20 protein-coding genes and 1 pseudogene are annotated in these 23,845 nt (G+C 40.7%); 15 read left to right on the top strand and 6 right to left on the bottom strand.

The genetic code is table 11. The features are described 5' to 3' along the window. The first annotated feature begins 146 nt into the window (after nucleotides 1–146). From acs to V7K46_RS19135, 10 genes and pseudogenes are all read left to right on the top strand, one after another. Nucleotides 147–2,120, top strand: a complete 1,974-nt coding sequence (gene acs / locus V7K46_RS19180) for an acetate--CoA ligase (RefSeq protein WP_335115828.1) — start codon at nucleotides 147–149, stop codon at nucleotides 2,118–2,120. A gap of 544 nt (nucleotides 2,121–2,664) precedes the next feature. Beyond that, nucleotides 2,665–3,672, top strand: coding sequence for a helix-turn-helix transcriptional regulator (locus tag V7K46_RS19175; protein WP_335115825.1), 1,008 nt, complete (start codon nucleotides 2,665–2,667; stop codon nucleotides 3,670–3,672). Nucleotides 3,673–3,887: 215 nt separating this feature from the next. Then, complete coding sequence (locus V7K46_RS19170; RefSeq protein ID WP_335115823.1) at nucleotides 3,888–6,473, top strand: TonB-dependent siderophore receptor; 2,586 nt, start codon at nucleotides 3,888–3,890, stop codon at nucleotides 6,471–6,473. Between the two features lie 127 nt (nucleotides 6,474–6,600). Beyond that, entirely contained in the window at nucleotides 6,601–7,293 is a 693-nt protein-coding gene (locus V7K46_RS19165; RefSeq protein ID WP_335115821.1) for a tetratricopeptide repeat protein, read from the top strand. Between the two features lie 35 nt (nucleotides 7,294–7,328). Then, nucleotides 7,329–7,463 carry a hypothetical protein gene (locus V7K46_RS19160; protein ID WP_335115819.1) on the top strand — a complete coding sequence of 45 codons (135 nt, stop codon included), beginning with the start codon at nucleotides 7,329–7,331 and terminating at the stop codon, nucleotides 7,461–7,463. 234 nt (nucleotides 7,464–7,697) lie between these two features. Next, the gene (locus V7K46_RS19155) at nucleotides 7,698–8,885 is read left to right on the top strand and encodes a nucleotide kinase domain-containing protein (protein WP_335115817.1); all 1,188 of its coding nucleotides are present in this window, start codon (nucleotides 7,698–7,700) and stop codon (nucleotides 8,883–8,885) included. Nucleotides 8,886–8,921: 36 nt separating this feature from the next. Beyond that, entirely contained in the window at nucleotides 8,922–9,443 is a 522-nt protein-coding gene (locus V7K46_RS19150; RefSeq protein ID WP_335115815.1) for a DUF1643 domain-containing protein, read from the top strand. A gap of 107 nt (nucleotides 9,444–9,550) precedes the next feature. Beyond that, nucleotides 9,551–10,447, top strand: coding sequence for a nucleoside triphosphate pyrophosphohydrolase family protein (locus V7K46_RS19145; protein WP_335115813.1), 897 nt, complete (start codon nucleotides 9,551–9,553; stop codon nucleotides 10,445–10,447). A 200-nt stretch (nucleotides 10,448–10,647) separates the two neighbouring features. Continuing rightward, complete coding sequence (locus tag V7K46_RS19140; RefSeq protein WP_335115811.1) at nucleotides 10,648–11,406, top strand: Uma2 family endonuclease; 759 nt, start codon at nucleotides 10,648–10,650, stop codon at nucleotides 11,404–11,406. A gap of 6 nt (nucleotides 11,407–11,412) precedes the next feature. After that, nucleotides 11,413–11,544: pseudogene (locus V7K46_RS19135) on the top strand (DUF4351 domain-containing protein); the annotation flags it as partial. Between the two features lie 52 nt (nucleotides 11,545–11,596). Here the strand turns inward: V7K46_RS19135 and V7K46_RS19130 are convergent. Further along, entirely contained in the window at nucleotides 11,597–12,481 is an 885-nt protein-coding gene (locus V7K46_RS19130) for an aspartoacylase (RefSeq protein WP_335115809.1), read from the bottom strand. 22 nt (nucleotides 12,482–12,503) lie between these two features. On the opposite strand from V7K46_RS19130, the gene V7K46_RS19125 reads away from it, so the two are divergent. From V7K46_RS19125 to V7K46_RS19110, 4 genes are all read left to right on the top strand, one after another. Then, nucleotides 12,504–12,743 (top strand): hypothetical protein, encoded by a 240-nt coding sequence (locus V7K46_RS19125; RefSeq protein WP_335115807.1) that lies wholly within the window; start codon nucleotides 12,504–12,506, stop codon nucleotides 12,741–12,743. A 128-nt stretch (nucleotides 12,744–12,871) separates the two neighbouring features. Next, complete coding sequence (locus V7K46_RS19120; RefSeq protein WP_335115984.1) at nucleotides 12,872–14,053, top strand: AGE family epimerase/isomerase; 1,182 nt, start codon at nucleotides 12,872–12,874, stop codon at nucleotides 14,051–14,053. A gap of 295 nt (nucleotides 14,054–14,348) precedes the next feature. Then, nucleotides 14,349–14,936 carry a Uma2 family endonuclease gene (locus tag V7K46_RS19115; RefSeq protein ID WP_335115805.1) on the top strand — a complete coding sequence of 196 codons (588 nt, stop codon included), beginning with the start codon at nucleotides 14,349–14,351 and terminating at the stop codon, nucleotides 14,934–14,936. A 104-nt stretch (nucleotides 14,937–15,040) separates the two neighbouring features. Next, the gene (locus V7K46_RS19110; protein WP_335115803.1) at nucleotides 15,041–15,523 is read left to right on the top strand and encodes a cupin domain-containing protein; all 483 of its coding nucleotides are present in this window, start codon (nucleotides 15,041–15,043) and stop codon (nucleotides 15,521–15,523) included. Nucleotides 15,524–15,671: 148 nt separating this feature from the next. On the opposite strand, the gene V7K46_RS19105 is transcribed toward V7K46_RS19110, so the two are convergent. The 3 genes from V7K46_RS19105 to V7K46_RS19095 form a co-directional block, all read right to left on the bottom strand. Then, on the bottom strand, nucleotides 15,672–17,000 hold the full coding sequence (locus tag V7K46_RS19105; protein ID WP_335115801.1) for an ATP-binding protein: 1,329 nt from the start codon (nucleotides 16,998–17,000) through the stop codon (nucleotides 15,672–15,674). A gap of 100 nt (nucleotides 17,001–17,100) precedes the next feature. Beyond that, nucleotides 17,101–18,387: a tellurite resistance TerB C-terminal domain-containing protein gene (locus tag V7K46_RS19100; protein WP_335115799.1), complete on the bottom strand. Its 1,287-nt coding sequence runs from the start codon at nucleotides 18,385–18,387 to the stop codon at nucleotides 17,101–17,103. Nucleotides 18,388–18,800: 413 nt separating this feature from the next. Beyond that, the gene (locus V7K46_RS19095) at nucleotides 18,801–20,153 is read right to left on the bottom strand and encodes an ATP-binding protein (RefSeq protein ID WP_335115797.1); all 1,353 of its coding nucleotides are present in this window, start codon (nucleotides 20,151–20,153) and stop codon (nucleotides 18,801–18,803) included. Between the two features lie 87 nt (nucleotides 20,154–20,240). Here V7K46_RS19095 and V7K46_RS19090 point away from each other — a divergent pair, with 87 nt between their 5' ends. Further along, nucleotides 20,241–20,561 carry a TMEM14 family protein gene (locus V7K46_RS19090; RefSeq protein ID WP_335115795.1) on the top strand — a complete coding sequence of 107 codons (321 nt, stop codon included), beginning with the start codon at nucleotides 20,241–20,243 and terminating at the stop codon, nucleotides 20,559–20,561. A gap of 545 nt (nucleotides 20,562–21,106) precedes the next feature. Here the strand turns inward: V7K46_RS19090 and V7K46_RS19085 are convergent. Together V7K46_RS19085 and V7K46_RS19080 are read right to left on the bottom strand one after the other, a co-directional pair. Next, nucleotides 21,107–21,967, bottom strand: a complete 861-nt coding sequence (locus V7K46_RS19085) for a fructosamine kinase family protein (protein WP_335115793.1) — start codon at nucleotides 21,965–21,967, stop codon at nucleotides 21,107–21,109. 151 nt (nucleotides 21,968–22,118) lie between these two features. Next, nucleotides 22,119–23,399 (bottom strand): M16 family metallopeptidase, encoded by a 1,281-nt coding sequence (locus V7K46_RS19080; protein ID WP_335115791.1) that lies wholly within the window; start codon nucleotides 23,397–23,399, stop codon nucleotides 22,119–22,121. Between the last annotated feature and the right edge of the window lie 446 nt (nucleotides 23,400–23,845).

Here is a 23,845-nt window from a genome sequence, read left to right as displayed (position 1 = left end):
CTTGCTCGCTTGCTTTTGGTAGATGAAAATGAATGTAAACTAAATAACTCGGCAATTTCTACCTAGCTTAACGAAAATCTAAACAGCGTCTAGCACAACTAAGCTAAAAATAGTTTTCAGTAACAATACCGTTTGCAAATGTAATCATGTCTCAACCAAGTATAGAATCAATCCCACAAGAGAACCGCCTCTTTCATCCTGCCTCAGAATTCTCACAGAATGCCCATATCAAAAGCCTAGATGATTATCAGCGTCTCTATGCAAAAGCCAAAGCCGATCCGCAGCAATTTTGGGCAGATTTGGCTACAACAGAATTAGAATGGTTCCAAAAATGGGATACAGTATTAGACTGGCAACCACCTTTTGCTAAATGGTTCGTTGGCGGTAAGATTAATATTTCTTACAACTGCCTTGACAGACATCTCACTACTTGGCGTAAGAATAAAGCAGCATTGATTTGGGAAGGAGAACCAGGAGATTCGCGTACCCTCACCTATGCCCAACTGCACCGAGAAGTTTGCCAGTTCGCTAATGTATTGAAGCAACTGGGTGTACAAAAAGGCGATCGCGTTGGTATTTATATGCCGATGATTCCCGAAGCTGCGATCGCCATGTTAGCTTGTGCCAGAATTGGCGCACCCCATAGTGTGGTATTTGGTGGTTTTAGTGCCGAAGCTTTGCGCGATCGCTTAATTGATATTAAAGCTAAACTGGTAATTACGGCTGATGGTGGTTGGCGCAAAGATGCGATCGTTCCTCTCAAGGAACAGGTAGATAAAGCCTTAGCTGATGGTGCTGTTCCTAGTGTAGAAAATGTCCTGGTTGTCAAGCGCACTGGACAAGAAACTTATATGCAGTTGGGCGGACGCGATCATTGGTGGCATGATTTGCAAAAAGGAGTATCAGCAGATTGTCCCGCCGAACCAATGGACAGCGAAGATATGCTGTTTGTCCTCTACACTTCAGGCAGCACCGGCAAACCGAAGGGCATAGTGCATACAACTGCTGGTTATAATTTGTATACCCACATGACCACCAAGTGGATATTCGACCTGCAAGATACAGATGTATACTGGTGTACTGCCGATGTAGGTTGGATTACTGGACACAGCTACATTGTCTACGGTCCTCTTTCCAACGGTGCAACGAGCCTGATGTATGAAGGTGCGCCCCGTGCTTCTAATCCTGGTTGTACATGGGATGTGATTGAAAAATATGGCGTTAATATTTTTTATACTGCACCTACGGCAATTCGAGCATTTATTAAGATGGGAGAACAACATCCTAATGCGCGAAATTTGTCTTCGTTGCGTTTGCTAGGAACCGTCGGCGAACCAATTAACCCGGAGCCTTGGATGTGGTATCACAAAGTAATTGGTGGTGAACGTTGTCCAATTGTTGATACCTGGTGGCAAACGGAAACAGGCGGAATCATGATTACACCGCTACCAGGGGCAATTCCCACTAAACCGGGTTCAGCAACTCTTCCCTTCCCAGGAATTATCGCAGATATCGTAGATTTGGATGGAAACACCGTACCCAATAACGAAAGCGGTTATTTGGCAGTGCGGCATCCTTGGCCAGGAATGATGCGGACAGTCTACGGCGATCCAGAACGCTTCCGCCGCACCTACTGGGAACACATCCCGCCCAAAGATGGTAACTATACTTACTTTGCTGGTGATGGCGCCAGACGCGATCAGGATGGTTACTTTTGGATAACTGGTCGTGTGGATGATGTACTGAATGTGTCAGGACATCGGCTCGGTACAATGGAAGTAGAATCAGCTTTGGTTTCTCATCCAGCGGTTACAGAAGCGGCAATAGTGGGTAAACCAGATGAACTTAAGGGTGAAGAAATAGTTGCTTTTGTGACTCTAGAAGGCAGTTATCAGGGAAGTGAGGAACTGAGTAAAGAACTCAAACAGCACGTTGTCAAACAAATTGGTGCGATCGCTCGTCCGGGAGAAATTCGCTTTACCGATGCTTTGCCCAAAACGCGATCGGGTAAGATTATGCGCCGATTGCTGCGGAATCTAGCTGCGGGTGAAGAGGTATCTGGGGATATTTCGACATTGGAAGATAAAAGCGTATTGGATAAATTACGGCAAGGTACGTAGCAATTTTAGATTTTGGTGAAGCAACATTGGGAGAGGCTAGCGCCTGCCGTAGGATGCCCGTTCGCCGCAAGGCGTCCCGTTAGGGAAGGGCTGTAGGGGGTTTCCCCCATGAGCGACTGCACCAAGCCGAAGGGATTGGCATTTCCTATATTGGAGATGCCTTTCTATAACACTCGAAATATGGAACGTTATGCATGGCTATCAAACACATCCTAGTACCGCAAGGCGGAATTAAAAATTAAAAATGAATACACCATAAGGGTTTTGTTGATTTGGAATGGGTGGTTTATTTACGCCGTGCTGTACTAGTATCAACTTACTTTTGATTAATTAATACCACCAAGAGATAGTATTCACAATTTAGTCAAGCAAGCGTTTATTAAAGATGGTTGAAAAATAACTGACGATCCTTATTAGGATTTAGGCATAAAAGATCCCCCAACCCCCTTAAAAAGGGGGTTTTAAAATCCCACCCTTTATTTAATAACCTATTGAAAATATTGTTTAATAAAATATTATACTCTTCAATAGAAACTAATATTTAATGACACTTTTTTTATCTGACCGAGAAGCTGATTCCACATTACCTTCAACAAGAAAACCTCCAAATTTTTGTCCTCAGACTACTGAATGCAAACTTATCTTGGAAGACCCGAAGCAGCAAAGTCAAGGATATCGCCAACGGTTCGAGTTCGCTTCTGGATTATCACTATTAATTGATTCCTACAAGTTGCATGAGAACTTATTAGTTGAAGCAGGTGGTTACGAAGGACACCCAGAGCCGGATTTTGAGTTAAGCTTTATGCTGACAGGAAATAATCAGACAGAAGAGGTTTGTTCTGGGCAAAATTTCATCTGTACACAGATTGATCAGCCAGAAAGTAAAGAGTTTCTTTGGCGATCGCATCAGCAAATACTTAAAATTGATGTGCATATATCACAGAAATTTTTCCAACAATTTGGTTGTGAATTTTTAGAAGCGTCGCCCCTCCCTTTACGGCAATATACCGAAGCAGATAGCGAAAATATACCTCACCTTTGGCATCAGAAGCGAACAACACCAGCAATGCGCCTGATTTTTGAGCAAATGTTCAATTGCCCCTACCGAGGAATGATGAGACTAATTTATTTGGAGGGCAAATGTTTGGAACTGATGGCTTTGCGGTTAAATGAAGTCAACGCAGGCGATCGCGAACGTAGGCAATATTGTCTCTTAAAAAAGGATGACATCGACCGTATTTACCAAGCCAAGGAGATTCTGATCAGCGATTTGAACAACCCACCTTTGTTGCTGGAACTGGCGAAAATGGTGGGTTTAAATGACTACAAGCTGAAAATCGGCTTTCGGCAAGTATTTAACACAACCGTGTTTGGGTATTTGCAAGCATACCGCATGGAGCAAGCCAAAAACTTACTCATCAGTGGACAGATGAAAGTGCAGGAGATTGCTAGTTTGGTTGGCTATGCTAGCCCTAGTCGATTTACAGCAGTATTTAAGAGACATTTTGGAGTGTGTCCCAAAGATTTGCCAAAAAAATCCGGATTGAGCTAGAAAATAATCCGCTTCGGCACAGATGCGATCGTTTTTCACCTATCACTTGCTGTAATCTTTGTTGATATGGATTTTCAATTGCTTTAAGTCTTTGCTGTGGAAAGTGGGTTGCAAGATTCCCGACTTCTACCCTTTGGGTGCGTGCAAGAAGTCGGGAATCTAACTACCTGTAACTCCGTACAAAGCAAGCAGCATCATTAGGTGTGAGGATGAAGATGAAACCGATAATAGTGCTAAAACATCTGTGGTTCATAGGTACAGTTTTTGTTGTCCTGACAACTTCTGCATTTGGTGCAAAACAACCAGAAGTTAAACCAAAAAAAGAAATTCCTCAACTCAGTGAGATCCAGTTTCCGTCAAGAAGTGTACAGGATCTAGTTCAGTCGCCAACACCCAACACGCCGCCAGCAAATGCAGTCATTGAAGTTATTGCAGTCAAGGCAAATCCTAGTGACAAAGGTGTGGAGGTGATTTTACAGACAGCCAAAGATCAACAATTGCAACTAGTAAACCGCAGTGCTGGCAATAGCTTTATTGTTGATGTTCCCAACGCACAATTACGTTTACCCAGTGGCGATGCATTCACATTCCGTTCTGAAAAACCAATAGCAGGTGTTACTGAAATAACGGTAACAAACTTTGATGCCAATACCATCCGAGTCACAGTGACGGGTGAGATAGCCTTACCACAAGTCAAGTTGTATGACAGTCCAGACGAGGGTCTTATCTTTTCTGTGGCAAGTGCAGCATCCTCCACACCACCGCAGCAGTCACCTCAGACGCCACCAACGAGTGAAACCCAAACAGAGAAACCTTCATCTGAGGGTGATCAGCCGATTGAGTTGGTGGTGACGGGTGAGCAAGATGGGTATCGCGTGCAGAATGCTACGACTGCAACAAGGACAGACACCCCTTTACGCGATATTCCCCAATCGATTCAGGTCATACCGCGACAGGTGCTAGAAGATCGCAATGTGAAAACTGTGACCGAGGCAGTGGAAACGGTCAGTGGTGTTGTCAGTGCAGATACCAATTTTAACACACCATCAGGAACCTATATTATCAGAGGATTTGAACAAAGAGGAAATTTCCGAAATGGCTATCGAGATGCTGGCACTCTGACACCAAGTGCAACGATTGAGCAAGTGGAAGTTTTGAAAGGGCCTGCCTCGGTTTTGTTTGGAGCAGTAGAACCCGGTGGAATCATCAACGTTATCACTAAACAACCCCTTCGTGAACCCTATTACAATCTTGAATTTCAGGCAGGAAACCGTGACTTATATGAGTCCAGTATTGATTTTTCAGGGCCATTGAATGACGAGAAAACCCTGCTCTATCGCTTAAACGCCAGCTATGAAAGTTCAAACGGGTTTCAAGATTTTGTCACCTCACATTTGACTACGATCGCACCCTCAATCACTTGGAAATTGGGAAATAGGACAGACCTAAATCTATATTATGAATCTACTAAATTCAATGGTATTCCTGAGAGTTTCAATACTCTTTTCAGCGATAATACCATCAAGCTGCCTCGAAGTCGTTACTTAAGTTATCCTCTTGATGGTCAACATTATACCACTCAAAAATATGGCTATACGCTAAACCACAAATTTAGCGATAACTGGCAGCTGCGTAATAATTTTTCTATAACTGCTTTTAACGCTATCGAGGAGTATACGGTAGGAACGGATCTAGTGGATGATCGTTTCTTAGAGCAATATGCTGCCAGACGTAACTACGTGGTAGACAACTATTTTGGACAGATCGACTTGGTTGGTAAGTTTAACACAGGCTCGATTCTACACCAACTAGTATTAGGCTTTGATGGCAACCGCAATGTGACAATTTTTAATCCTACTTATCTCTCTGTGCCTGCTCTAGATGTCTTCAACCCAAACTACAATATTCCAATTACTACTCTTGAGACTTCTACTGGCTTTGGGATTATTCAATCTTATGGGTTCTACCTTCAGGATCAGATTAGCTTTCAAGATAACCTGAAGTTACTGATTGGCGGGCGTTTTGATTGGATTTCACAAAACAATGGCATAGACCAACCAGAACAGAATGATAATGCGTTCAGCCCCCGAATCGGGTTGGTGTATCAGCCCAGCAAATCTGTTTCTCTCTACACCAGTTACAGTCAATCTTTTAACCCTAACTCAGGATTGAACGGTGATGGTAGCCAGTTCGAGCCAACTAAAGGAACCCAATATGAAGCGGGCATTAAAGCTGACTTTCTAGAAAACAGACTTTCGACAACGTTGGCAGTCTATCAAATCACCAAGACAAATATTACAACAGACGATCCCAATAACGATGACCCTAATTACTTCATTCAGATAGGAGAGGTAAGAAGTCAGGGGATTGAGTTGGATATCACAGGTGAGATTTTACCAGGGTGGAAGGCGATCGCTTCCTATGCTCATACCAATGCAGAAGTCACTGAGGATAACTCTGACCCTTCTACTGTTGGCAATAGATTAGAGGATGTGCCAAAGAATCAAGCAAGCCTTTGGACAACCTATGAACTCCAAAATGGCGATTTAAAAGGTTTGGGATTTGGTCTGGGGCTGTTTTATGTGGATACGCGGGCGGGAGATTTAGCAAACGAATTTGAAATCCCCGATTACTTACGTACCGATGCGGCGATTTACTACCGTAGAGATGCTTTAAAGGCTGCTATCAATATCCGTAATCTATTTGATACGGAATATTTCGTTGACAGCAATGGAACAAGAGCAAGGGTTAAAACAGGTGCACCCTTTACAATCATCGGTTCCATTAGTTGGGAGTTTTAGCTCTGTTGTTGCTCATGGGCTGAATAACCTGCCCGTTTAATTTGACACGCTTGTTGGTGCGTTAGGCATTTACTAACGCACCTCAATTTATGATGATAATCAGGACATTATTAAGGCATTGAGGACAATGAAACTGAAAAAGCAACACAAATCAGTACTTGTTCAACCTCTTAGCGGCATGACGCTGAGTATCATCACTGTAATAGGGATATCACCATTAGTGTTAGCCGTTCCGGCAAAAGTTTCTTTGCATTCCCCTGAACAGTATGCACAGAGACAACCACAAAAACTAGCACAGGCTCCAGGTACAGGATCATCAGAAGGATCATCAGAGCGATCGCAGATGATGCAACAAGCCAATGCTTCATTTAATCAGGGAGACTTAACAGGTGCAGAGGAAAATTTACGCAAGTTAATTAAAAAATTCCCAGACGATGCCTTTGGACGCTTTCAACTGGGAAATGTGCTTTTTCGGCAAAAGAAATCAGAAGAAGCAATTAGCTCATATAGAGAAGCCATTCGCATCCAACCAAAATATGCTCTAGCCTACAATGCGATCGGTATTGTTTATGCTAGCGAAAGTCGCTGGGAAGAAGCCATTACTGAATATAAAAAAGCTCTAGAAATTAATCCTAATTATGGCGAGGGGTTGACTAATTTTGCACTGGCATTGTGGCAAACGAATAAAAAAGATGAGGCACTATCTTCTCTACAAAAAGCTTTAAATATTTTTAAAGCACAGAATAGAGTTGAAAAAGTTAACCAAGTCGAACGAATCTTGCGAGAGATAAAAACTGGTGATCAGCCTAATGTTTCATGAAAATCATATTATTCAGTGCTAAAAGTTAAGAAGACTTGCTGACGATTAGCTTTCAGGATGCTTGCTTTGCCAATAATGCGATCGGGTATTATGGGCAGTTGGTGTGGAATTTAGCATCTGGTGATACTTTGACTTTAGAGGATCTCAGTGTATTGGATAAGTTGCGATAACGTGCGTAGTTTAAATAAGTTTCAGACAACTGTGTAAAATCTGTATGGGGTGGGCAAAATTGCCTACCCTGGATTGTGTGAATAAAATTATTTCTGCTGGAATTCCTTTTACCTAGTCGATTCTCAAGATATATCACAATCGGAGTTTTGAGCTTAACCGACAATCAACTCGGATTAGTACCTCATAATTAAGGAGGGTTTAAAACTGATGACGACAAACCAGGAGAACTGTGTATGCAAGTAAGACAAGAAATTTTTGATACCTATTGGCGATTTGCTGCTATGCGCCAGGAAGTATTTTTCAATAAAATTAACAACGTACCACCACCCTGGACAAGTGACCCGATTATTAATACTTATAAATTTTGTAATGCATATCGAGCAAGCGATCGCGTTTCGCAATATCTGATAAAAAACGTAATTTACGATGAAAATAGGAGCAATAACGAAGAAGAGGTAATTTTAAGGATTCTCTTATTTAAAATTTTTAATAAAATAGAAACCTGGAAATATTTAGAAAACAAAATAGGAGACTATATTACACTGTCTAATTTCGACTCAAATGCATATTCAGACATATTACAAGAAGCTATGCATCTTGGATATGTCATTTATACCAGTGCATATATGTCTTGTGCCAGCAAAGAGTTTGGTTATGATAAAAAACACCAAAATCATTTGGCATTAATTGATAAAATGGTTGTCCAAGATAGGGTAGTTAATCGCATAGTCAAAGCCAAAAATTTTGAAGCCGTTTTTCATATAATTCAAGAATATCCATTGCTAGGTAAGTTTATGGCTTACCAATTAGCGACAGATATTAACTATAGTGAAATTATCAACTTTGACGAAAACAGTTTTACTATACCAGGTCCTGGAGCCGAACGTGGTATCGACAAGTGTTTTATTGATACACATAGTAAAACATCTACTGATATCATTCATTGGATGACTGAAAATCAAGAGAGAGAGTTTCAACGGTTAGGGTTAAATTTTCAATCACTCTGGGGTCGTCCGCTACAGGCAATAGACTGTCAAAATCTTTTTTGTGAAACTGATAAATACTGCCGAGCAGCATTTCCTGATTTGAAAAGTAATCGTAAAAAGATAAAGTCTAAATTTACTTCAACACCTCAACCAATTGATTACTTTTATCCGCCTAAATGGCATATTAACGATAAAATCCAAGAAAATTTAGTACAGAAATTAGCACGATTAGATATTCCTAATTTTCAACAAATCAATAATAGTAATTATCAGCAATTGTCTTTACAATTAGATTTCCTGGTAAATACAACATCTGAAATTCCGAATAATATATCAAAACCACATAAAAAATATGAGCAAGAGACTCAGAAGAAAAAATCAAAAGCTTTGCAAAACGTAAATACAGAACAATCTCAACAGTTATGTCTGTTTTGATGCATTCTATTATTCATAAATAAACAGCAATTTAGAGTGAAACATATCGAAATGAAAGGATATGCCAAGATTGATAGCACTGAAAAGTATCGATATTTGCTAGGGCGTAAATGGGTTGAGAATTTGCCGCAAGTTACTTTTGTGATGCTTAACCCAAGTACTGCCGATGCTGACAAAGATGATAGGACACTCACTAAATGTATTAACTTTGCTAACTTTTGGGGTTGTGGTTCTCTTGAAGTGGTGAATCTATTTGCTTATATTACTCCAAAACCCCGTGAACTTTATCAAGTAGATGATCCTGTGGGTTTAGAAAATAACTTTTATATTAAATCAGCAACAGAACGCGCTGACTTAATTATTTTGGCATGGGGAGCAAGTAAGTACCCCAAAAATAACTGTGACCGTGACAAAGAAGTGCTAAGTCTAATTTCTGGTAAAAAAACTCTTCACTGCCTTAAGCTAACAAAGAAGGGATACCCAAATCATCCGCTATATCTTAAAGTTGAAAATACTACAAAACTAATTATTTTTCCTAACTATTCCCTACAAATATAGCTGAATTCAAAACTTTAATGGCAATACTTTTTAAGTCTTATCATATTTGTATTTTAACCCGAAAAAATCGCTTTAATCAACAGATTTGAAATAGGAGCAGTTTCATTATGAATTTTTATGAGTATCAAACGCAAGCACTCAATACAGACCAAATTCCTGCTGTCGAGGATACTGAACTAATCATACCGCTATTAGGTTTAGTTGGTGAAGTTGGCTCATTGATGACTGAGTATAAAAAATATTTACGTGACGGTGATGCACACAAACTATTTAAAGAAGGTATCGCAGAAGAATTGGGAGATATGCTTTGGTATATTTCCAACTTGGCAAGCAAATTTAACCTTAATTTTGAAGAAATTGCAGAAGATAATCTAAAAAAGTGCCATGATCGTTGGGGATGGAGAGATTCAGCACAGATAGATGATAAAGCTACAACCTACATATTTGATAATGACTTCCCTGAACATGAAACTTTACCACGAAAGTTTGAAGTAGAAATTACGGAGGTAAGCAAAGATAACTCAATCAAAATGAAGGCATTTATCAACAAACAACAAATTGGAAATGACCTAACCGATAATTCATATACAAGCGATGGCTACCGTTTTCATGATGTTTTCCATTTTTCCTACGCCGCAGTTTTAGGTTGGTCGGTCGTCACTCGTAGTATTCTTAAATGTAAGCGTAAAAGTAATTATAGTATTGACGAAATTGAAGACGGCGGTCGTGCAGTAGCTATTGAGGAAGGTATATCAGCACTTGTATTTAGCTATGCCAAAAATCACGGTTTCTTAGAAGGCGTTTCAACATTAGATTACCAACTATTGAAGACTATCAAAAATATGACATCCCATTTAGAAGTTTCTCAATGTTCGCCGGGTGATTGGGAAAAGGCGATTATGATGGGCTATGATGTCTGGCGACAGGTAGAGGAAAATCGGGGAGGAACAATAGTTGTTGACCTTGATGCACGCTTGATAACTTATCAAATAATAGTAAGCTGACACCAAAGGCAAAGTAACGAAAGAACAACTTAACAATTAAGAGGCAATGTTTTTGGGAGTATCTCTATTTGTAAAAAACGTACTTAATTGCAAATTTAATAAGTGTAAAATTCCTAAGTCTCAAGTACTCTAGGACAACAAAGCTTATTATATTTATTATCCTAATAAATATAATACAAATATAATCTTGGTTAAAGCCTATGACTTCCCTATCGGCATTAACTTTACCTGATCACACCCAGTTACCAGACTCAGATGGTACATTCGTGAAAAACTGGCAAGAGCATCCCCAAAGTATCTTACTCACTGACTCAATTACACTTGTCTTAGAGGAACTTCATCCTAATAGTCAATATTGTATTGGACAAGATTCTGGCATCTACTGGCGATTGACAGATCCTCCTGAGAAGGGCGCTGAGGCACCAGACTGGTTTTATGTACCCAATGTACCACCGACCCTTAACGGTAAAATGCGGCGTTCTTATGTGCTGTGGAAGGAGTATGTTGCACCCTTGATTGTGTTGGAATTTCTCTCTGGAGATGGTTCGGAAGAACGAGATAACACACCGCCATCTCAAGGCGAAGGTGGAAATGTTGGTAAATTTTGGGTTTATGAGCAAGCAATTCGAGTGCCTTATTATGGGATTTATGAAGTAGCAAAAGCGCAGGTGGAAGTTTACCACCTAATCGATAATACTTATCAACTGATGAAACCCAATCAACGAGGACATTACCCAATTGCTCCTATGGGGGTAGAGTTGGGAATCTGGCAGGGTTTGTATCAAAATGCAGAGTTACCTTGGCTGCGGTGGTGGGATGCACAAGGAAATTTACTGCTAACGGGTGAGGAACGGGCTGTAATTGAGCGACAAAAGCGGGAGAGAATTGTAGAGAAATTGCGATCGCTCCCTATTGAACAACTCAACGCTTTAGGAATTGACCTAGAAATGTTGGATTAAGAAACATTATTGACTAAGCGGCTTGAAGAATTATCTCAGGAAATGCGCTCCTCAATTTCTGGTTTACCTTTACCTGTTCTCGAAGAATTGAGCGATGCATTGCTTGATTTTACTACCTTGGCTGATTTGCAATTTTAGTTCAAAGGGGGAATAAATTAAACTACAGGCTTTTTCTATTATGCAACGCTTCTTAAACTATCTCTTGTTGTTTTTGAGTTAAATACATCGCAATTCCTTTCTCGTAGTAAGCTGCTTCATTAATAAAAATAGGATAAACAGTAGACTCTCCCTCATAAAAAATATCTTTTCCTTCAAAAGTCAGAAACATTGGATCGCCTGGATTCAGAGGTTCATAATCTCTAAACTGAAGCTGGGGGTGAATCATGGCTTGAATTTCCCCGCCGTAGGCATCGCTTCTAGGATAATCGATAGTCTCAATGTATTGATAGAGTGTAAGCGTACTGTTTCTTTGCGGAATATTACCTTGGTTGCACCTTTCAAAATAGTCTAAAATTGCATAAATAAGCTGTTCTGTTTGTTTAAATAATTCTGCATTTAAAATATTCTGAGCCACAGCACCAACTTCTATAACAAAACCTAATTCGCACAAAGAACGGAGAAAACCAGCTTCTCTAGATTGTTGATTAACAAAAACCTTTACCATCGGATTGATAAAACTTAAATAAGCGCCTAACCGAAGTAATAAAGGATGCAGATCACAAAAAATCAGACTTAGCCCCATGTTGGCAGTTGTGCTGTGCAAATCAACAATTACATCTACAAAGGGCTGATTTTGCGGTTGCAGTATCTGTTGGATTGCTTTTGCCCGCGTATCTTCATAACTTGAAAGTTGCTGATTTTGTAAACCTTGATTGGTGAAGCAACGATTTAAATCCTTGTCAATGTATCGTTTGCCTTTTTCAATAGCTTTGAGATTGCCAAGTAATGCCAGAGTTTCAAAACTTGCTCTGTTGATTAAATTAGGATATTGCTGAAACCTTTTGACTAGATGTATTCCTGTTAACTCATTACCGTGGTTTCCTCCAACGATCGCAACTCGTTTAATTTGACTCATAACTACCTCATATCTAAAAAACTTGTCAAGTGGACGCTATAATGCCCAACGTCAGCTGCTCTACTCAAGACCCTTCGAGCGTCTGACTCGCTCTAAGCGTACCCCTGCGGGGAAGCAAGCTACGCGTAGCGTCTCTAAGAGTTGCCATGCCGCAGGCTTTACGCTGCGCTATCGACGGGAACCGCCAAGACGGGGGCTGCCTCACCGCACTGGCTCCCCTACGGTTATTGAGAATGATGCAAGATACAACATAGCAGTATAACTGCTGCTGACGAAATCTTGTCAGAGAGTGACGCGATGTCTACGACGGGCTACGCCTACGCTCCATATTCGAGCCAAAATGTGATAACTGTTAAGCTGTTAGCTTTAGCACAAAAGGGGAGGAAATTTATGGAGCATGACTTTCAAGCAATCGCTGAACTTTACAAAAACGCCCTCCTCAACGATGTCCTTCCATTTTGGGAAAAACACTCCCTTGATTGGCAGCAAGGCGGCTATTTTACCTGCCTCGATCGCTACGGCAAAATTTATGATCCAGACAAATTCATCTGGCTACAAAACCGCCAAGTGTGGACTTTTTCCATGCTTTGCAACCAGCTAGAAAAACGCGAAAACTGGCTGAAAATCGCCAGCAATGGCGCTAATTTTCTCGCCAAACATGGCAGAGATAGTGATGGTAACTGGTATTTTTCCCTCACCCGTGAAGGAAAACCACTGGTTCAGCCTTACAATATCTTTTCTGATTGCTTTGCAGCGATGGCATTTAGTCAATATGCACTCGCTGGGGGGGAAGAATGGGCAAAGGATGTGGCAATGCAGGCTTATAACAACGTATTACGCCGCAAGGACAACCCGAAGGGCAAATATAATAAAACCTATCCTGGCACACGCCCCATGAAATCATTGGCTGTACCGATGATTTTAGCCAACCTGACTTTAGAAATGGAATGGTTGCTGCCAAAGGAAACACTAGATAATGTCTTAGCTGAGACAGTCCGCGAAGTGATGACCGATTTTCTCGACCAAGAACAGGGACTAATGTACGAAAACGTTACCCCTGACGGTTCCCACATAGATTGTTTTGAGGGACGGCTGATTAACCCAGGTCACGGTATCGAAGCTATGTGGTTCATCATGGACATCGCCCGTCGCAAAAACGATACCAAAACTATTAACCAAGCCGTTGATGTGGTGCTAAATATCCTGGATTTTGCTTGGGATAGTGAGTATGGCGGATTGTATTACTTTATGGATGCAGACGGTCATCCCCCACAACAATTGGAATGGGATCAAAAGCTGTGGTGGGTTCACCTAGAGTCTTTGGTTGCATTAGCGATGGGCTATCGCCTGACTGGGCGTGAGGTGTGTTGGGAATGGTATCAAAAAATGCACGATTACGCCTGGTCACACTTTGCTGATTCAGAATACGGTGAGTGGTTTGGCTATCTCAATCGGCGTGGAGAAGTATTGTTGAACCTTAAAGGTGGCAAATGGAAAGGATGTTTTCACGTACCGCGGGCATTGTACCTTTGTTGGCAGCAATTTGAGGCGATCGCTACTCCTTTACAATAGACTTGTTGCAAAAATTTATCTTCATAACCACAACTTAAGCTGTGGTAACGACAGCTTTAAGGTTACTTATGAACGTTGAAGTATATATAATGACAGCTTTAGCATTCATAACCACAGCTTTAAGATTACTGATGAATGCTTCAGTTGTGGTAACGACAGCTTCAACATTCATAACCACAGCTTTAAGATTACTGATGAATGCTTCAGTTGTGGTAACGATAGCTTAAGTTATTGCGATCGCAATAACTTTAATCTACAAGTAAAATTGGAATCAGTGCCATAGGAAGAATGTCTCATGAATGCTGTGATACCAAAGCGATTTACGATCGCTGAATACCATCAATTGATTGAACTCGGATTTCTGACAGAGGCCAATCATATTGAGTTAATTCGAGGAGAACTGATTCAAATGACAGCAAAGGGAACACCTCATACAGTTTGTAGTTCTATCCTGTGCCGTCAATTGGATCGGCTTTTAGGTGATCAAGCAGTCATCCGTGGACAAGATCCTATCACCCTTCCTAATCAGAGTGAGCCTGAACCGGATGTTGTCATTGCACGAGGAAGAGATGAAGATTATCTCGCTCATCATCCCTATTCCGAAGATATTTTGTTAGTAATTGAAATTTCGGATAAAACCATAGATTATGACCAAACAACCAAGCTGTCTTTATATGCAGAAGCCGGAATTTCTGATTATTGGATTGTGAATTTGCCGGCTCGTCAACTTGAGCGTCATAGCCAGCCATATCAGAATGCTCAAAGTAAGTTTAGCTATCTTAGCAAGCAGATTTTTTTATCTAACCAGTTAGTGGCGATTCCTGGATTTGAAGATGCATTATTGGACTTAAGTAGGTTGTTTCCAGAGATTGCAGGTGAATAATTTTCGCTCGTCTTTTAAAGTGAGTTAAGCTACTTATGCTTATTAGGCAAACTAAACACAAAATGATTTAATTAAAGGTATTGCCCAAATAAAAAACTTTTAATATGAGAAAACTGTCTCTGATTCTCCCATTAGCTATCTTAGCTTTTGGCAGTGTAGTTGTTAAGAGCCAAGAAATCTCCTCACCCAATACTTATACTAAATCTGTTACCCGTGAAGTTTTAGCGAGTGGTTATCCTACTCAAGATCAAAAGCAGATTCTTGAGCTTGTACGCTATACCATCGCACCAAGAGCAAAACTCCCTACTCATACTCATCCGGGAATGCAGATTGAACGAGTAGAGGCGGGAAGTTTAACTTATACTGTTGTGGAAGGAAAAGCTAAAGTAACGAAAGTTAACGGCACAGAATTGATTCTTCAAAAAGGGAAAACTATACAGCTTACAGTAGGAGATTCTTTAGTTGAATCTGCCGGAATGGTTCATTATGGAGAAAACCAAACAAACAAACCGATTATTCTGTTGTCTGCTTCTCTATTTAATACTAATCAACCAAAAGCTATTTTAATTAATCCTCAAAACAGATGAATTTGATGATAAATTTCGACTTTTGTCAGAGGTTTACTCATTAGTATTTGAAACAATACGCTTAGATTAAGAAAACTTTTCCTTCTCTTTCTTCTCTTTGTGTCGCGTCAGTTGCTTCTTTTGTCGGAGACGCTTTTGCTAGCAATAATCACAAACTAAATTCTGCCGCGCCATCTTCATCCACATCTGCATCCTTACCCATAGCAGTAGGTTTAAATTTAGAACCATGAATTAATTCAGCAAACGCAATTCCTGGATTTTGGTGAAGAATATTTAGCACACTCATAAAATCTCGCACAATTTCCCCTGGTGTGAGTAATGCTTCTGCACCCAAGCGATTAATAATTTCTTGCACAAACTCCTTCAACTCACGATTTGTCAAAGTCTGTTCATATCCAAAATTGAGTGCATGAATCTCAGTTAAACGCTGCAAAAGCGTCAAAATTTCTACTTCACTCAACGGGTTCAATCGAATTACTGGCCCCAAATACTCCTGAACGCCAGATTGTGCAACAAAACGGCTTTCCTTTGTGCGTCTTTGCCAAGCTTGGTCTGCAAAAAGTCCCCGTTTGGGATCTTCTAAAAATTTAGTTGTTCCACCAACAACAATACCAAGATGTTCTGCTTTACATTGCATGGTATCGTTAAACATTGCTAAAAGTCTATTATAGTTCTTTTCCCGCGTGACTGTATTAGATATTTGATATAAATGTACAGCTTCATCAAGTATAATTAACAGTCCTTTATAGCCAATCTCAGCTACAAATTTAGCAAATAGTTTGATGTAGTCATACCAACTATCATCATCAATAATGACGCGCACTCCTAAAGCTGCTTTTGCTTCAACTTTAGTAGTAAATTCTCCACGTAACCAGCGCATCGCCGCATTTTTTAAATTATCATCATCCAATCGGTAGCCACGCCAATAAGCGATTATAACGCTACCAAAATCAAATCCATGAACTAAGTCTTCAATATACTGAACTACTTCCCTAATTTTCGATTCAACTTGGTCATCAAAGCCATCGTCATTCGGACGCATTCCACTTTCTTTAACCACTTCTTGTTGAATTTTATTAATCCATCCTTCTAAAATTGAGACTAAAGCACCACCATCAGGACGAGTTTTTGTAGCTAGGTGGCTCATTAATTCTCGATAGGTGGCTACACCTTCATGGTTGCTTCCTGCTAATCGACGTTCAGAGGATAAATCACCATCAGCTACTACAAAACCTTGCTCTATAGCACGGTTGCGAATTAGTTGCAATAAAAAACTTTTCCCAGAACCGTAGTTACCAATTATGAAGCGAAATGCTGCTACACCTTCTGCAATATCATCGAGATTTTGTAATAGGCTTTTTAGTTCTTTTTCTCGACCTACTGCTATATGTTCAACTCCTATTCTTGGTACTACCCCCGCACCAAGGGAATTGATTAAAGCAGTGGAGATTTTTTTCGAGATTTTGAGCTTTGCCATATATTACACATCACTTTATTCTAAACGCAGAAGCACGCAGTAAGTAGGTAAGGCACATATTCACGTTACTACTAATCTGACGACAGCAATAATTAATAATTTAATTGGACGAAGCATGTCTAGCCATAAAGTCTTCATACATTGCAATCATTTTTTTGACATACATCATATACTCAGGGTAAACTTCTGGAATTTCCAAATCTGAATTAATAATTAATTCACCAATAATATCATTTGCTCGTTCATTTATAGAATCGATTAATAGATTCGGCATAGTGATGTTTGCTTCGGCAATTTTTTTAATAGCAGCCTTGGGATTATCTTGTTCGACTATAGCTTTTAATACTTCTAGTTCAGAGCGTGGGAGATTTTCTAAAAAATTAGTCCATTCTTCAGATATATTCTCTGATGTCTCAATTTCTGAAGTATCTGTGATTGCTGTATTTTCCATTATTTCAGAAAAAGGAAACAATTCAGGATCATCTTGGGAATTATCAGACAAAGGTTCTTGATTGAATGTTTCTATTTGTTGGAGTAATTCCCATACTTGATTTTGTAATGAGTCTCGTTCTTCTTGTAATAATGAAACCTGCCCTTGCAATTCCTGTAATTCAGCTTTTTTTTCTACTAGTTGGGTTTGTGAATAATTCAGGATAGCTTGGATATTTTCTGTTTCGGTTTTTGTTGCTACCAGGAATTGATTTTTTTGGCTTGTCTCAACTTCTAGCTCTTGAATTGCAATTCGCATTTCGTATAGTTTTTCTTCTAATTGGGGTTTGAGTCTGCCTAAAAGAGTTAAATTACTTTCAACTTCTTGTTTCTCCTGTTTGAGTTCGCAAATTTGACTTTGCAACTGAGTAATTTCAGTACGAGAGCCATTACAATTTGACTCTAGACGGCGCTTCTCTGCTGTGAGAATAGAAAAAGCATTGTTCAATTCTGCTTGATTTGTATGCAAGTTATTAATTTCAGTTTGCAGGTTATTGATTTCAGTTTCTAACTGCTTTTTATGCCCGGCAAATGTTCTTAATTCTCGATGTATACTATCCCTTTGGTTACGGCTTTCTGTGACTTGATTTTGCAGATGTTGTGACTCAGCATATAATAAATTATGATGTCCTTCGATTTGATTAATTTCTCTAACAACACGAGCCTTCAATCCCTCCATTTCTTTAATTCGCTTGCGGAGAGAACCTAAAACAAACATTTCATAATTTCGGCGTCGCTTATCTACAAATAATGCTGCTGCATAGATAATAACGGCAGTAATTACACCTGTGAGAAGAGCTTTATTAAAATCCCAGTTTGGGACGAGGCTAAGGCCAAAACTCACACTAAAGGCAACTATCCCTAAGATAAATCGATTGCTGATCATTACTGATTGCATATTGCTGGTTTTTAGCGTAGTTAAATTATCAGAATAAGTAACTCTCATACTAATTTATAATTCGTAATGACGCTTACAGACTCGCTAACGAGCGAACGCGAACAGCGTCTCCCCTTCTCTCAAAGGCAGAGGCTAGCGCCTGCCGTAGGATGCCCCGTGAACAGCGTCTTTTGTCTTGAGAAGGGCTGTAGGGAGAAGAGAAGGCTTTCCGCTGCACTAACATAATTCGTAATTAGAATACACAGAGAATAATACTTACTAAAAAAGAGTTTCAATCTGTTGTTCTGTTTGCTGAAACAAGACATTTTTCCCAAATTTGGTATCATAGTCGTTCTGAAATCTCTAGTTTTAGTTACTGGTACATAACATTGTTCTGTAAGTAACAAAAAAGTGCAATCATTAATGAACTAATTTTAATCAGAAGTGTTGGATGTATCCTTATTTACATTAAATAGTCTTAAATCTGCTTTTAAAAAATCTACAAACTGCCGTGCTGTCCGTCCAGAACGACCATTATGGCGAGTTGCCCACTGTAATGCTTGAAATTCCAAATCTTCTTGAGTAATATTAATTTCAGCTTGTGCGGCTAGATGTTGTACAATCTTTAAATAAGTTTTCTGATTGGCTGGTTCAAAGGTCAAGGTTAAACCAAAGCGATCGCTAAACGAAAGTTTCTCCTGCATCGTATCCCAGGCATGGATTTCCTCGTTATCCTTGGGTGCAGGTCTATCCACATGAAACTCCCGAATCAGGTGACGGCGGTTGGAAGTAGCATACACAACTACATTTTTAGGCCGTGCGGTTAAATTACCTTCTAAAACTACCTTGAGGGCTTTAAAGGCATCATCATCTTCTTCAAATGAAAGGTCATCGACAAAGATGATAAATTTTTGTGACACTCCCCGTAAATGTTCCACAATTTCTGGTAAGTCTTTTAAATCAGATTTTGCTACTTCCAACAAGCGAAGGCTGCGATTACTATATTCATTCAACAAAGATTTCACCAAAGAAGATTTGCCAGAACCTCGACTACCGTAAAGTAATACATGCAGTGCCATCTCTCCTGATAATAAAAACTCTGTATTTTTTAGCAAAGCATCTCTTTGAGACTCGTAACCTACAAGGGCACTCAGCTTAACTGGGTCAGAATACCGAATACCGATAAACTGCCCAGCTTGCCAGCGTAAAGCGCGATATTCTGCAAATAAACCAGAGCCACATTGCCGATAATAAGCTGCTAACTCTTCTACAGCATCACCCCAATTATCTAACTCTTGTAGATATGTAACGAATGTCTCTACTCCTACCAATTCTTGCTCTTTATACCACACTACTGGTGAAATCGGCATATGAGCTACGCCTTGTATCCACTCACTCAAAGAAGCGCTGCTACATTTATAGAGACTTTGCAATATTTGTAAATCATGCTCAACTGCTGCTACTAAAGCTGGGGGCAAATCTTCAAATTCTCGCACTTCAGCCAGCCTTGTAAAAGGATTCTTAGAGAAAAGAAGTTGAGTGATTAAATAGTCTTCCCAGTTTTGATTTCTAGCAGCCAAAGCGTAGAAGTAACTGCCGTAGGCTTGAAGGCAACCGCGTGCATCGGCGTCAGTGTAACGTATAGCTTGCAACAGTTCCAGAAATGCCATCCCCACTTCGCCTTGCAGAACAGACTGGTAGAGTAAAAGTGAGGCTGCTTGGCGCTGAAGATATTGAACCTTTGTATATGAAGAAGTATTTGTGATTGGCATTGCTTGATTGTCCATCAATAAACTGTGTGGTATAGCTAAATAACTATGGTAAATTGTCTGCTGACCCTGGCAGTAAAGTCAAAGTCTACATAGGTTTTAACAATGAATTTAAGTATGATTGCTGCTCTTGCTTACGGCATATTAGCGATTGTTGGTGGCATTATTGGCTACATTCAGGCTAAAAGTAAGGTTTCACTCCTAAGCGGTAGCATTAGCGGTTTATTACTAATACTTGCTGCTTACTTTCAATTCCAAGGACAAACCTGGGGTTTGATTTTAGCAGGGTTAATTACTGCTGTTTTAGTAGTCGTCTTTGGATTTCGACTGGCTAAAACACGCAAGTTTATGCCTGCGGGATTAATGACGATTTTGGGTATCTTGGCATTGGCGGTGATGGTGAATCAATTTGTGGCTTTAAGGTAGCATCAGTCTCGAAGCAATAACCATCCTCTTGTTTTTTGTTACCTATTAAGGCGTTCTTCCAGAGTGAGGGAGGTGATGATTTGCAGCAGTGATATGATGTCCGGGCAATTAACCATAATACCCCCAAGCCCAAAGAGCCAAAGCTACGCTTGAGCTAACCTAAGAGGCTGCTCTTAGGGGTTGGGGGTGGGGTTCTTTTCTTATGGCTAATTTGGCGGACATCATATAAATCAAGCAATCGGGTGTTCCTGTGTTTCTGCAACTCAGTACTTACTACAGTTTTGCGTAAAAGCGTAGCGTTTTTAGTGCAGGGGAACGCATTAACATTCTAAGGGAATGCATTGGCATTGTATTGAGATGCATTAACAATGCATTCCAACGCATTAACAATGCATTCCGACACATTAACAATGCATTCCAACGCATTAACAATGCATTCCGACACATTAACAATGCAAGCCGATGCATTAACAATGCATCCCGACACATTGGCATTGCAGGGCATTGCTAAATTTAATTTGCTACGAATTAATGAAATGCTGTACTTAGCGCAAAATCTGGTCAATCATCCGGTTCGCCTGGGAACCATAACCGCCCCCAAATAAATTGAAGTGATTCAAAATGTGATACAGGTTATAGAGCGTTTTTCTCTGCTGATAGCCTGCATCTAAAGGAAAGACTTCGTTGTAACCTTTGTAAAACGCTGCGGGGAATCCACCAAATAATTCTGTCATGGCAATATCAACTTCGCGATCGCCAAAATAAGTTGCTGGATCAAAAATCACGGGTTCTCCTGAAGCTGTACACCCAGCATTTCCGCCCCATAAATCGCCGTGTACTAAAGAAGGTTGCACCTGGTGCGTCAATAGTTCCGGGATAGCTGCTAGTAATTTTTCTTGTTGAGGGAAATTTCCTCCCCGTTGCTTTGCCAACTGAAATTGATAACCCAGGCGATGTTTAATATAAAATTCTGCCCAGTCTGATGTCCAAGTATTGATTTGGGGCGTTGAACCAATGGTATTGTTTATTTTCCAACCAAAACCTTCACTACTGCTAGCTTGATGCATCGCCGCTAACTTGCGCCCCATCTCTTCCCACGAATTGCTGTTACCGCTACCAAGTTCTAACCATTCCAGCAAGATGTAACTAGAATTCCCAGCTACACCCCAGCTTAGAGGTTTTGGGACGCGAATACTAGCTGTTGCTAGCATTTCCTTTAAACCCAATGCCTCAGCCTCAAACATCGCAACTTCGGATGGTTGGTTAATCTTAAGGAAGTAGGTTATCTCACCATTGGAGATAGCATAACCTTGGTTGATGCACCCGCCACCAACCGATCGCCGTTGCTGACTCTGAAATTTTTCGCCAGTCACCTGGCTAATTTGAGCATCGATTTGAGTCCACATGATTAAATTGGGGAGTAGGGAGTGGGGAGTGGGGAGTGGGGATAGAGGGAGCAGGGGGAGCAGGGGGAGCAGGGGAGGCAGGGGAGGCAGGGGAGGCAGGGGAAGAAGAATTATTGATTAATGCCCAATGCCCAATGCCCTATTTTCTAATTTACGGCTTGACGACAACTACACCATAAGCATTTGGGGAAAGATACTCTTTGGCTGCTTGCATCAAGTCAGTTGCATCTTGGCTCTGAATATAATCTGGGTAGTTAAAGGCGGGTTCTAAATCTCCCAGCAAGGACTGATAGTAACCATACAACCCAGAGCGATCGCTTGGTGTTTCATTGCCAAATATAAATCTGTTCGCTACTCGCCGCCGCACACGGGCAATTTCTGATTCTGTGACTAACTCGGTTTGAACTTTGCGAATGTGTTGAGCGATCGCATCCTCTACTTCTGCTAAATTTTCCACTGCACATTTAGCTGAAATATAAAATGTCCCTTGCAGCTGATTGCTCATATTGCTCACAGAAATTGAAGAAACCAATCCCCGTTCTTCTCGTAAATCCCTCACCAGTCTTGATGTCCGTCCGTGTCCCAAAATTCCTGCTAAAACATCCAGTCCATAGGTGCGATCTAACTGAGTCATTCCTGGAACCCGCCAAACCATCACTAGCCTTGCTTGCTGGAGACTATCATCTACAAATTCTCGACGGACAATTTCTGTAAATGGTAACTCAGTGCTGAGTAGGGAGTGGGGAGTGGGGAGTGGGGAGTACTGAGTTTTAGTGACTTTTGTAAATCCTTCAGCAACGGTTGCAATTAATTCTTCCACAGGCAAATTACCCACAGCTACAGCAGTAATTGACTGGGGTTGATACCAATTAGTATGAAAATCCCGCATCTGTTGGGGTTTAAGTTCGGCAATCACCGATTCCGGCCCCAATACTGCCCGGCGATAAGGTAGCTCAGTATACGCTGTCTCCATCACCCGTCGAAATGTCCGTCGTTGGGGATTATCCTCTGAACGCCTAATTTCTTCTAAAACTACTAATCGCTCCCGTTCAAAAGCATCATCAGGAATACTAGCATTTGATACTACATCTATTTGTAGTGGAGCCAGCTCGGCAAAATCTTTGGGCGCAGTGGTTATATAGTAATGAGTATAGTCTTGGCTAGTAGCGGCATTGGTAACAGCACCCCGTTCTTCAATTCGCCGTTCAAACTCGCCGCTAGCCAGTCGTTCTGTTCCCTTAAAAATCATATGCTCTAAAAAGTGAGCCATACCGTTAATGGCATCAGATTCTACTGCTGAACCAACTTTAATCCATACGTTGAGGTTTACAGCTTCAACTGGCATTTGCTCCGCTATGATTGTCAAACCATTGGGCAACTGATGCAGCGTTGGGGTATTAAGACGAGGAAATTTCCGTAGGGTTGAAGTCATTGCTACTTGTGTGAGGAGCTATGTTACTTCTTTATTTTATCCGTGACTGAAGAGACAGGGGAGCAGGCTTGCCGTGAGCGCAGCCGAACGGGGGCAGGGAGAAAAAGAGTTTGAGCCTTGTTTACTTTTCTTCACACAGTTTGGTTTTATTGTACCAACTTACTTAATATACAAGGTGCAAAAAGAGTTTCAGAGCAAGTAAATTTATTTATGCCCAAAAGCAAAATATTTATTTCGAGTGGAGAGTGCCACAATCAAAAATAATGCGTCTAAAAAGTTTTACTACGCAAAACCTGTCCCTCTCCGACTCAGGTGCAATCAACAAATGCGTTGGCGTAGCCCGCCGCAGGCATCGCCGAATCAACAAATGTGAACGCCGAATCAACAAATGCGATCGCCGAATCAACAAATGTGAACGCCGAATCAACAAATGCGATCGCCGAATC

The sequence above is a fragment of the Nostoc sp. genome (assembly GCF_036917395.1).
GTDB lineage: Bacteria > Cyanobacteriota > Cyanobacteriia > Cyanobacteriales > Nostocaceae > Nostoc.
This window is presented reverse-complemented; position numbering and strand designations above follow the sequence as displayed.

What these genes read in the sequence shown, in the direction of transcription:
- V7K46_RS19155 (WP_335115817.1), top strand. Translation starts at nt 7,698, where the DNA reads ATGCAAGTAAGACAAGAAATTTTTGATACCTATTGGCGATTTGCTGCT.
- V7K46_RS19085 (WP_335115793.1), bottom strand. Translation starts at nt 21,967, where the DNA reads ATGTGGACTCAAATCGATGCTCAAATTAGCCAGGTGACTGGCGAAAAA.
- V7K46_RS19105 (WP_335115801.1), bottom strand. Translation starts at nt 17,000, where the DNA reads ATGGCAAAGCTCAAAATCTCGAAAAAAATCTCCACTGCTTTAATCAAT.
- V7K46_RS19175 (WP_335115825.1), top strand. Translation starts at nt 2,665, where the DNA reads ATGACACTTTTTTTATCTGACCGAGAAGCTGATTCCACATTACCTTCA.
- V7K46_RS19140 (WP_335115811.1), top strand. Translation starts at nt 10,648, where the DNA reads ATGACTTCCCTATCGGCATTAACTTTACCTGATCACACCCAGTTACCA.
- V7K46_RS19090 (WP_335115795.1), top strand. Translation starts at nt 20,241, where the DNA reads ATGAATTTAAGTATGATTGCTGCTCTTGCTTACGGCATATTAGCGATT.
- V7K46_RS19145 (WP_335115813.1), top strand. Translation starts at nt 9,551, where the DNA reads ATGAATTTTTATGAGTATCAAACGCAAGCACTCAATACAGACCAAATT.
- V7K46_RS19095 (WP_335115797.1), bottom strand. Translation starts at nt 20,153, where the DNA reads ATGGACAATCAAGCAATGCCAATCACAAATACTTCTTCATATACAAAG.
- V7K46_RS19110 (WP_335115803.1), top strand. Translation starts at nt 15,041, where the DNA reads ATGAGAAAACTGTCTCTGATTCTCCCATTAGCTATCTTAGCTTTTGGC.
- V7K46_RS19100 (WP_335115799.1), bottom strand. Translation starts at nt 18,387, where the DNA reads ATGCAATCAGTAATGATCAGCAATCGATTTATCTTAGGGATAGTTGCC.
- V7K46_RS19130 (WP_335115809.1), bottom strand. Translation starts at nt 12,481, where the DNA reads ATGAGTCAAATTAAACGAGTTGCGATCGTTGGAGGAAACCACGGTAAT.
- acs (WP_335115828.1), top strand. Translation starts at nt 147, where the DNA reads ATGTCTCAACCAAGTATAGAATCAATCCCACAAGAGAACCGCCTCTTT.
- V7K46_RS19170 (WP_335115823.1), top strand. Translation starts at nt 3,888, where the DNA reads ATGAAACCGATAATAGTGCTAAAACATCTGTGGTTCATAGGTACAGTT.
- V7K46_RS19165 (WP_335115821.1), top strand. Translation starts at nt 6,601, where the DNA reads ATGAAACTGAAAAAGCAACACAAATCAGTACTTGTTCAACCTCTTAGC.
- V7K46_RS19115 (WP_335115805.1), top strand. Translation starts at nt 14,349, where the DNA reads ATGAATGCTGTGATACCAAAGCGATTTACGATCGCTGAATACCATCAA.
- V7K46_RS19120 (WP_335115984.1), top strand. Translation starts at nt 12,872, where the DNA reads ATGGAGCATGACTTTCAAGCAATCGCTGAACTTTACAAAAACGCCCTC.
- V7K46_RS19080 (WP_335115791.1), bottom strand. Translation starts at nt 23,399, where the DNA reads ATGACTTCAACCCTACGGAAATTTCCTCGTCTTAATACCCCAACGCTG.